The organism is Novosphingobium sp. Fuku2-ISO-50, from assembly GCF_001519055.1.
Classification (GTDB): domain Bacteria; phylum Pseudomonadota; class Alphaproteobacteria; order Sphingomonadales; family Sphingomonadaceae; genus Novosphingobium.
In genome coordinates this window covers 431,508-442,024 of record NZ_KQ954285.1, presented here as the reverse complement: position 1 = coordinate 442,024, position 10,517 = coordinate 431,508, and the positions used below count along the sequence as shown (strand labels likewise).

Here is a 10,517-nt window from a genome sequence, read left to right as displayed (position 1 = left end):
TGTCATCGAGGCCTTGGTTTCGATTATTTTACAATGCTATATTGCAGCATAGCGCGTCCGTCCGGGCGCGCTTTTTTTGTATAGCGGTTCCAATCGCAACTGGATGAAGGTTGGGGGTCACGTCATGGGAACTCCATGTTGTAACATTGCATCAATTCCGGGACGATTGCGTCGTTTTTTGAATTTAAGCTGACTCCGGTCAACAAAGGCGCTAGAACTGTCTCACCGTCAGTGACGTTCGCCCGGCGCGAGCCTTGGGAGGGGATGCGAAAAAATCGCGCCGTGCCGGGCGTTACGTCAGACGAGTAGCCTTGTGAATTTCCGCGCGGCGGGTTTGGCTCGGCGATTCGTTTCCTGCCATTTGCTGCGATGCACGGACGGCGCTATAGACGGCGTTCGCGCAGCCCGGCGCTGTGTGACCGGTGGCGGTTGACGGATAGGCATCATGAGCCTCGGCTTTGCAGCGCTGCTTTCCCTTGCACTCATAGCATTGCTCTTTGCGGTTGCTGCGTTGGTCGAAGCGCGCACGAAGCACCGAGCGGGCGTCGCTTCGATTTCCCCGCGATTGCGGCACATGGTCTATACCTTGGGGCTTGGCGTCTACTGTTCCAGTTGGACGTTTTACGGCTCGGTCGGAAGCGTCGCCCGCGAGGGCTGGACGTATCTCCCGATTTATCTCGCGCCTTGCCTTGTACTCGTGCTTGCGCCCGGCTTCCTTCAGCGGCTTGGCGACGCGGTAGATGAGGAAAAGGCCGCGACGATTTCCGATTTCATCGCAGCGCGCTTTGGACACGACCCCGCTATGGCGCGGCTTGTCACCTTGACGGCGCTGAGCGCCATTGTTCCCTATGTCGCGTTGCAATTGCGCTCCATCGGTACGGCGATCGCGCTGCTTTCCGATCGCGCTGTCGCCGGACCGGTGATGATTGCGGCGGCAATGGTTCTGGGCCTGTTTGCGATTCTGTTCGGTGCGCGGCGCTACGAGGTTGCGGGGCGCACAGAGGGCATGCTGTTTTCGATCGCGCTGGAATCGGTGATCAAGTTGCTGGCCCTCGTGATTGTCGCCGGCGTCGGTATCGTCGTCATTGCCAAGGCGCCGCATGAACACGTCGATGCGGGGATCGCAGTGTTGCAGGCGCATTTTCGCCCGGCGGCGCTGACGATCGATTTCGCCGTGATCTCGCTTATTTCCGCGCTGGGAGTGGTGGTATTGCCGCGCCAGTTTTTCATGGGATTGGCGCAGGCGCGCGATCCGCATGATTTGCGTGACGCGCGGTTCGGCGCAGCCGGATATCTGATGGCGATGGCGCTGCTGGTCGTGCCGATTGCGCTTGCGGGGATGGTGGCGTTCCCCGGAGACGCCGCGCCCGACTTGTTCGTGCTGCGCCTGCCAGACGCGGCGGGAAGTCATTGGGCGGTGATCGCGGCTTTGCTTGGCGGCATCAGTTCGGCCGCAGCGATGGTTATCGTCGATACGACGGCGTTGGCGATCATGGTTTCGAATGACCTGATCTTTCCTGCGGTCTTGCGCAGCAGCGGTGGTGAAGGGGGGACGGGCCACCTCGGGCGGCAGATGATGGGCGTGCGGCGTCTGGCGATCATCGCGGTGATCGGGATGTCGTTGGCCTGGGCGCTGCTTGCGCCTGCGCGCAGTTCGCTGTCTTCGATCGGGCTGATCGCTTTTGCCGGGATGTCGCAATTTGCGCCGCATTTTCTGCTGAGTGTCTATGGCAATGGCCGTGACCCCGTTGCCGGGCGGCTGAGCCTTGCGGCGGGGTTTGCGCTGTGGCTGTGGACGCTGGCGCTTCCGCCGATCCTGCCGCCGTCGTGGCTGGCGGGCATGCAGGGAATGCCGTTCGATCCGCTGCACTTGTTCGGGGTGGGCCACGCGAGCCCGCTGGTCCATGGCGTGCTCTGGTCGCTGGCGATCAATTGTCTCGTGTTGTTCGCCACGACCGCGGGACGCGACGGCACGCGCGGGCGGCCCACTTTCCTGCGCGGCGCACGTCATGTGCGCAATCAGGGTGAGCTGGCGCAACTGGCGGCGCGTTTTATCGGCGAGGAAGCGGCGGAATCCGCATTTCCGCCGGCGTTGCACAACGCGCCGGTCGATCGCATCGCCGCGCGGCGGGCGCAGGATCTGATTGCGTCGGTGGTCGGTCCTTCCTCGGCGCGCGCGCTGGTCGCCTCGGCGCTCGCCGGCGGGCAGATGGGGCTCGACGATGTAACGCGCCTGCTCGACGAGGGCGGGCAATCGCTGCGGTTTTCGCGTCAGTTGCTGGCTGCCAGCTTCGAAAACCTGCCCTCCGGGATCAGCGTCGTCGATGCCGAGATGAAATTGATTGCGTGGAATTCGTTGTATGTCGAACTGTTCGGTTATCCGCCGGGTCTGATCCGTGCCGGTGTGCCGATTGCCGAACTGATCCGTTTCAACATCACGCGCGGGCATTTTTCCGGCCCGATCGAAGATCAAGTCGAACGTCGGCTCGATCGCCTGCGCGCGCGTCGACCCTATGTCTCGGAGCGAATTCGCAATGATGGGCGCGTGATCAAGTCGGTCGGCGGGCCGATGCCGGGTGGCGGCTATCTGACCAGCTTTACCGATGTCACGAACGAGGCGCAGACCCGCGACGAATTGCAACGCACGCTTGAGCAACTCGAAAGTCGTGTGGCCGAGCGGACGCACGAATTGTCCGAGGCCAATCGCCGCCTTGCCGAATCGACGCGAGACAAGACTCGCTTTCTTGCCGCCGCGAGCCATGATCTGTTGCAGCCGCTTCATGCCGCGCGCCTGTTCCTTTCTGCGCTCGATCGCCAGTCGGGCGAAGCGCAGCGGCCTTTGGTGGCGCGGGTCGAACGCGCGATCGGCGCGGCCGAAGTGTTGCTGCGCGCGCTGCTCGACATTTCCCGACTCGATGCCGGGGGCATACAGCCGCATCCGGAACCGATCGCGCTGGCCTCGTTCTTGCGCGATATTGCCGAAGGGGTGCGTCCGCTGGCCGAGGAAAAGGGGCTACGGCTGCGAGTGGGGCCCCTGTTTGGCGTGGTTCATACCGACGCCGGGCTGTTGCGATCCGTGGTGCAGAATCTCTTGTCCAATGCAGTGCGCTATACCGAGCACGGTGGCGTGCTGATCGGAGTCAGGCGGCGGGGAGCGGGGCTGCGCATCGATATTTTCGACAGCGGGGTCGGCGTTCCTGCCGATCAGAAAAAGGCGATCTTTGGCGAATTTACCCGGCTTGGCGCGGTCGAAGCCGAAGGTCTGGGACTGGGGCTGGCGATGGTTGAGCGTATCGCACGGCTGCTTCACCTGGGAATCGAGGTGGAGTCGACGGTCGGGCGGGGCAGCCGCTTTGGCGTGACGATCGCCGCGACGGCCATGCCCGCGCCCGAAATCGTGGCCGCGATTACCGACGCTGGTCGGGCTGAATCCACGCGGCCGCTGACTTTGCTGGTGGTCGACAATGATCCCCTGATCATCGAGGCCAGTGAGGCGCTGTTTGAGGGGCAGGGGCATCAGGTACTCGGCGCGCGCACGATTGCCGAGGCACTCGCGCTGGCGCCGGATGTCGATGCGGCTTTGATCGACTATGACCTTGATCGCGGGGAAACCGGACTGGAATTGATTGATCGGTTGCAGGAAACGGCGCCGCAAGTTGCGCTGGCGATGATCAGCGCGGCACAAGATCCGGTCTTGCAGGCCGCCTTGCGTCGGCGCGGCGTGCCGTTCTTTGCCAAGCCGGTTCAGCCCGAAGTGCTCGCCACGTTTCTGGCAAGCCTGTCAAAGCGCGAGGTCGAGCCCCAGTGAGCGCGCCGCCAGCGCGGCTTGCGTGCGGTTTTGCACGTCGAGCTTGCGCATGATGGCGGTCATGTGGGCTTTGACAGTGGCCTCGCTCATTCCGAGATCATAGGCGATCTGTTTGTTGAGCTTGCCTTCGAGCACGGCGAGCAGAACCTTGAGCTGGGTCGGGGTCAGCCCCGCAACGGTGCCGCGGACGCGATCGACCGGGTTTGGCGCCGGGGGTGCCGCCGTTTCGGCATTGGCCTCGGCTTCGTCATTGGCGGCGCGTAGGCGTGAGCCGTTGAGCGCAGCGCGAATGGCCGCTTCGATTTGCGGCAGGTCGGCATCCTTGCGCAGGAAGCCGACGGCGCCAAAGGCGCGCGCCTCATCGGCGGCATTGGCATTGTCGGCGCCCGATACGACCAGAATCGGCACAGTCGGACGTTCGGCGTGAAGCAGGGCAATGCCCGAATAGCCTACTGCGCCCGGCATTTTGAGATCGAGCGTAATAAGCGCGAGGTCGGCTGTTTCCGCTGCGGCTTTGGCCGCAGAGGCCAGCGTGCCAGCTTCAATCACGCGCGCTTCGGGCACTGCAGTAGACAGCGCGAGCGCCAGTGCCTGGCGGAACAGCGGATGATCATCCGCGATGAGGACCGTACAACTCAAGATTTCTCCCCGTTCCGGAAATCTCGTGTCGGCCCGTCGCCACGCCTCTTTGCGCAGTGTCCGCACCGACCCCCGTTTTTGGGCAAGTCCAGCCTCTTTATACCCCAAGCGAGCCACCGCAAGAGCGAGACTCGTGCAAATGCGTCCTCATTGCATCAAATTTTCGCAAGTCAGTGCCCGCCGGTGGACCGCACCGGCGGGCTATGCATTTTTTTCGCCCCGATCGGGCTTGTCATCTGGCCCTTGGGCGCAGCCCGGTTCAGGCCGGGCTGAGCTCCGGTCGGTTGGCCAAGAGGTTGTCGACCACCGACGGGTCCGCCAGCGTCGATGTGTCGCCCAGGTTCGAGAGGTCGTTTTCGCCGATCTTGCGCAAGATGCGGCGCATGATCTTGCCCGACCGGGTCTTGGGCAGGCCCGGCGCAAACTGGATGACATCGGGTGTGGCGATCGGGCCGATCTCATGGCGGACCCACTGGATCAAGGCCTTGCGCAGCGCATCGTCGGGTTCGACTTCGGCGTTGCAAGTGACAAAGGCGTAGATGCCCTGGCCCTTGATCTCGTGCGGCATGCCGACGACGGCGGCTTCGGCGACTTGCGGGTGGGCGACAAGCGCGCTTTCGATTTCCGCCGTGCCCATGCGGTGGCCCGAGACATTGATCACATCGTCGATGCGTCCGGTGATCCAGTGATACCCGTCTTCATCGCGGCGGCAGCCGTCGCCGGTGAAATACATTCCCTTGAACGTGGTGAAATAGGTCTGGAAAAAGCGTTCTGCGTCGCCCCAGACACCGCGCATCTGACCCGGCCAACTGTCGGTGATGACGAGGCAGCCATCGGCCGGGCCGTCGATGAAATTGCCGTCGTTGTCGACAAGCGCGGGTTTCACGCCAAAAATGGGCCGGCTCGCCGAGCCTGGCTTGAGCGCCGTCGCGCCGGGAAGCGGTGTGATCATCGCCCCGCCGGTTTCGGTCTGCCACCAGGTGTCGACAATCGGGCAGCGACCATCGCCGACCACTTTGTGATACCATTCCCAGGCTTCGGGATTGATCGGTTCGCCGACCGAGCCAAGCAGGCGCAGCGAAGCGCGGCTGGTCTTTTTCACCCATTCGTCGCCTTCGCGCATCAGCGCGCGCAGCGCGGTGGGAGCGCCATAGAAAATTTCGACGTCATACTTGTCGACGATCTGCCAGAACCGGCTGGCGTCGGGATAGTTGGGCACGCCTTCGAACATGACCGTGGTCGCGCCGTTCATCAACGGGCCATAGACCACATAGGAATGGCCGGTGACCCAGCCGATGTCGGCGGCGCACCAGTAGATCTGTCCGGGGCGATAATCGAACACGTATTCGTGCGTCATCGAGGCCCAGACAGCATAGCCGCCGGTGGTGTGCAGCACGCCTTTGGGTTTTCCGGTGGAGCCCGAGGTGTAAAGGATGAACAGCGGATCTTCGGCGTTCATTTCTTCGGGAGGGCAGTCCGCCGACTGTTGCGCGACGGCGCTTTCCCAGTCGATGTCGCGCCCTTCGTGCATGGTCACGGCGCCGCCGGTGCGCTTGAGCACGATCACCGTGTCGACATCGGGGCACTGCTTCAGCGCATCGTCGACATTGGCCTTGAGCGGCACCTTGCGACCGCCGCGCAGGCCTTCGTCGGACGTCAGGACGATACGGCTGTCGCAATCGACAATGCGCCCGGCGAGGGCATCGGGCGAGAATCCGGCAAACACGATCGAATGGATCGCGCCGATTCGCGCGCAGGCGAGCATCGCGACGGCCGCCTCGGGCACCATCGGCAGATAGATCGTCACCCGGTCTCCGCGCTTGACCCCGCGCGATTTCAACAGGTTGGCCAGGCGGCCGACATCGGCATGAAGCTGGCGATAGGTAATGCGACGTTCCGGCTCGGTCGGGCTGTCGGGTTCCCAGATGATCGCGATGTCGTCGCCGCGCGTCGCCAGGTGCCGGTCAAGGCAGTTGGCCGAAAGGTTGAGCGTGCCGTCCTCGAACCATTTGATGCCGAAATCGGCTTCGTGGAACGAGGTGTTCTTGACTTTGGAAAAGGGCTTGATCCAGTCGAGCCGCTGCGCCTCGTCGCGCCAGAAAGCCTCCGGTTCGTCGATCGAGCGACGATACATCTCGAAATAGCGCGCTTCATCGATCAGCGCTGATGTGGCCCACTCGGCCGGCACCGGATAAATTGCCTCGCCCATGTTACAGGCTCTCCTCTCTTATTTGCATCCAATCTAACCCAGCTGCGTCGTCGCCAACGTCTAGACCATGGTCGTAAGTATAGGACTGATTGGCGGTCGCTTGCAAAGCGGATCGCGCGACCCGGTCGCGGTAAGTGTCTCAGCAAACAGACACTGGCGGATGCTGCAAATGTCTTGCCCGGATGAGCCCTGCGACGAGCCCATGCGCCCTCGCAAACCCGTAAATACGCATCTCCGGGCGGCTAAGTAATAATTCTCATATTCATCAAGCCGTAGAATTAAAAAGAAAAACTCTATGAAATAACCTGCCGGTCCAGACGTTAGTCGTAGATCTAAGACCAATATCTCGCTGGTTGCCTGGGTGGTGTGCAGAGACAGTGACGCCAGTGCATCGGCAGAAGCTGGCACCAGGGAGAGGATAGCGATGAATAATTCGTTTGCGCGGCGCGCGGCCGCGCTCATGGTCGCCACCGCAATGGTGGTGCCCGCGGTGGCGATGGCCAGCCCGGCACACAAGAAAGGCGGCAGTCATGAGGCAGAGCTCGAAGCACGTCTGAAAAAGCTGGAACAGGAAGTGACGGACTTGCGCGACGCGCTCAAGACCGCCCACGCCGACACGACCCAGGCCGCCGCCACGCCGGTTGCCGTGGCCGCCGTCAGCCAGGATGCCGCCGCCGCCCATGCCGAGGCGATTGCCGCGACGCAAACTGCGCAAGCCGCCGATGCGAAAGCGGCCGATGCCGAGCGCAAGATCGCCGCGCTGACCGACGCCACGCCCAAGCTGGGCTTCCATTCGGGCAATTCCACCGTTTCGCTGTCGGGCTATGTCAAGCTGCTCGCCAGCAGTGCGCGTTACAGCGGCGGAGATGTTCCGACCAACACGCTCGGCCGCGATCTTTACTTGCCGCAGTCGGTGCCGGTGTTCAATCCAGCCAGCCCGACTTCGCCGACCCGCGTGACCGATTTCAGCGCGAAACAGACCCGCTTTTGGGTCGATGCCAATACCAAAGTCGGCAACCATGCGCTCAAGGCCTATATCGAATTCGACTTTCAGGCCGCGCCCGGCACGCCGATGGCGCTGGGCCAGGGCACGCAACGCACGACCAACGCCTATGACCTGGCCATGCGGCGCGCGTTCATTCAGTTCGATCGCTGGACCTTTGGTCAGGATTTCACCAACTTTGAAAACGTCGCGGTTCTTCCGGAAAGCACCGACTATGTCGGGGGCATCGACGGTCTGATCTTCATCCGCCAGCCGATGGTGCGCTATGCGCTGCCGTTGCAAAAGGATCTGAAGCTGATCATGGCGGTCGAAAATCCGGAAACCGCTTCGTCCACGTCAGGCTCTGCGGCGCTCATCGAAAATGGTGAAGACCATGCCCCCGACGCCACCGCGCGGCTGGAATATACCGGCAAGTTCGGCTTTCTCGATCTGGCGACGCTCTGGCGGCAATTGCGGATCGACAATGCCAAGGGCGGCGCTGCCCATATCACCGATTCGCGCCTCGGTTGGGGCGTCAGCGCTTCGGGCAAACTGTTCCTTAACGAAAGCCACAGCAGCGATCTGCGTTTCCAGGCGACGTATGGCGAAGGGATCGGCCGCTACATGGGTCTGAACTTCAGCCCCGACGCGGTGCTTCAGTCAAACGGATTGCTGGCCTCGGTGCGCAATCTCGGCATCTATGGCGCGGGCCATATTGCGCTCAATTCCCAATGGCGCGTCAACGTGATCGGCAGCTATCAGAAAGTGTCCTATTCTGACGCCCTCGATCGCAGTGCGGAAGGGATTGGCACCTATAACCGCGAAGCCTGGAGCGCCGCGGGCAACCTGTTCTATTCCCCGGTCACCAATGTCGATCTGGGCGTCGAATATCGTCACGGCAACCGCGAACTGGTGAACACGCTGAACGGCCATGTCGATCGTTTGGACTTTGCTGCAAAATATAGCTTCTGATGCATGATCGGCGCGGTCGATTCGGCTGCGTGGCTCAATAAAAACATAAAAAAGGGGGGGAGGCGGTTCCGGCCATCGGGCCGCCTCCTGCATACCGGCAACGCGCAGGCGCCGTTGTCAACGGGAAGGGATCCGGCAACCATGGCATCGACATTCGACGACATACCCAAACATCACGTCGCCACGCACAGTGAAAAGATGGTGATCACTGCCAGTTCGCTGGGCACGGTGTTCGAATGGTATGATTTCTATCTTTACGGCCTGCTGACGGCGATCATCGCATCGCAGTTTCTGACCGGGCTCAATCCGACCACCGCCTATATCATGGCGCTGCTGGTGTTTGCTTCGGGCTTTATCGTGCGTCCGTTTGGCGCGCTGGTGTTTGGTCACATCGGCGATCTTGTCGGGCGGCGCTACACCTTCATCATCACGCTTGCGGTGATGGGCGCTTCGACCTTTCTGGTCGGCTGCTTGCCTACCTACAAGACCGCAGGCGTTGCCGCACCGGCGATGCTGGTCGCGTTGCGCATGGTGCAGGGCCTTGCGCTTGGCGGCGAATATGGCGGTGCGGCCAGCTATGTCGCCGAGCATGCGCCCAACAACAAGCGCGGCCTTTATACCAGCTGGATTCAGATCACCGCGACAGCGGGGCTCGCCATGGCACTGCTTATCGTGATCACGGTCCGCTCTCCGGTGACCGGCGTGGGCGAGGCGGCGTTCAAGGAGTGGGGCTGGCGCATTCCCTATCTCCTGTCTGGCCTGTTCCTGGTGATCGGGCTGCGGCTGCGGCTGAAGCTGCACGAATCGCCGGTGTTTCAGAAGATGAAGGACGAAGGCACCGGTTCGAAAGCGCCGCTTGCCGAAGCGTTCGGGCAATGGGGCAACGTGAAGGTCGTGATCGTCGCCTTTTTCGGCGCGATCGCGGGGCAGGCGGTGATCTTCTATGGTTGCCAGCTCTATGTCATGACGTTCCTCGAAAAGATGCTCAAGCTCGACGGCCTGACCGCCAACGTACTGCTTGCCGCGGCGCTGATCCTGGGCAGCCCGTTCTACCTCGTGTTTGGCGCGCTGTCGGATCGTATCGGGCGCAAGCCGGTTATTCTGGCCGGCTGCCTGCTTGCCGCCGTGACGCTGTTTCCGGCGTTCGAAGGGCTGACCCGCGCGGCCAATCCTGCGCTCGCCGACGCCCAGGCCAATGCGCCGGTTATCGTGACCGCCGATCCCGCCGAATGCAATTCGCAGTTCGATCCGGTCGGCGGCAAGACCTATGACACGACGAGCTGCGACATCATCAAGGCGATGCTGGCCAAGTCCGGGATCAATTATCGCAATGTCGCCGCGCCGGTGGGCACGATTGCCTCGATCACGATCGGTCAGACGCGGTTTGCCGCGCCCGATCCGGCCAAGCTCAAAGGCGATGACAAAAAGGCAGCGATCGCCGAATTCACGGCGGCGGTTGTCGGGAAGGCGGCCACTCCGGCCAAACCCTCCGAAGGCGGCAAGCCGGCAGTCGCGGCCAAGCCTGCCGTGACAGGGGCGCTGGCCAATGTCGGCTATCCGGCCAAGGCCGATCCGGCGAAGATCAATACCCCGCTGGTGATCGCGATCCTGTTCTACCTCGTGATCCTGGTCACCATGTCTATGGCCCGATTGCGGCGCTGCTGGTCGAATTGTTCCCCAGCCGGATCCGCTATTCGGCGATGTCGCTGCCCTATCACATCGGCAACGGCTGGCTTGGCGGGCTGCTCCCGGCGATCAGCTTTGCCATGGTCGCGGCCAACGGCAACATTTTCTACGGGCTGTGGTATCCGGTGATTGTCGCCGGCGCGACGGCGGTGTTTGGCGCGCTGGCTCTGCCCGAGACGTTCCGCCGCAATATCGACGGCTAAGCGCGGGACGAAGACGCG

General features: G+C 62.4%; 4 protein-coding genes and 1 pseudogene. 3 read left to right on the top strand and 2 right to left on the bottom strand.

The genetic code is table 11. The annotated features are described in order from the left end of the window. The first annotated feature begins 574 nt into the window (after positions 1-574). Positions 575-3,808: a hybrid sensor histidine kinase/response regulator gene (locus tag AQZ50_RS01975; RefSeq protein WP_369801353.1), complete on the top strand. Its 3,234-nt coding sequence runs from the start codon at positions 575-577 to the stop codon at positions 3,806-3,808. Here the strand turns inward: AQZ50_RS01975 and AQZ50_RS01970 are convergent. After that, positions 3,782-4,447: a LuxR C-terminal-related transcriptional regulator gene (locus tag AQZ50_RS01970; protein WP_067741781.1), complete on the bottom strand. Its 666-nt coding sequence runs from the start codon at positions 4,445-4,447 to the stop codon at positions 3,782-3,784. The two genes, AQZ50_RS01975 and AQZ50_RS01970, sit on opposite strands and share 27 nt — an antisense overlap. Positions 4,448-4,706: 259 nt before the next feature. Beyond that, positions 4,707-6,656: an acetate--CoA ligase gene (gene acs / locus AQZ50_RS01965; RefSeq protein ID WP_067741779.1), complete on the bottom strand. Its 1,950-nt coding sequence runs from the start codon at positions 6,654-6,656 to the stop codon at positions 4,707-4,709. Between the two features lie 424 nt (positions 6,657-7,080). Here acs and AQZ50_RS01960 point away from each other — a divergent pair, with 424 nt between their 5' ends. Further along, positions 7,081-8,610, top strand: a complete 1,530-nt coding sequence (locus AQZ50_RS01960; protein WP_067741776.1) for a DcaP family trimeric outer membrane transporter — start codon at positions 7,081-7,083, stop codon at positions 8,608-8,610. A gap of 141 nt (positions 8,611-8,751) precedes the next feature. After that, positions 8,752-10,499, top strand: a pseudogene (locus AQZ50_RS01955) (MFS transporter). The last annotated feature ends 18 nt before the right edge of the window (positions 10,500-10,517 follow it).

Bases quoted from the DNA above. Each gene is read 5' to 3' on its own strand.
- AQZ50_RS01975 (WP_369801353.1), top strand. From the start codon at position 575: ATGGTCTATACCTTGGGGCTTGGCGTCTACTGTTCCAGTTGGACGTTT.
- acs (WP_067741779.1), bottom strand. From the start codon at position 6,656: ATGGGCGAGGCAATTTATCCGGTGCCGGCCGAGTGGGCCACATCAGCG.
- AQZ50_RS01960 (WP_067741776.1), top strand. From the start codon at position 7,081: ATGAATAATTCGTTTGCGCGGCGCGCGGCCGCGCTCATGGTCGCCACC.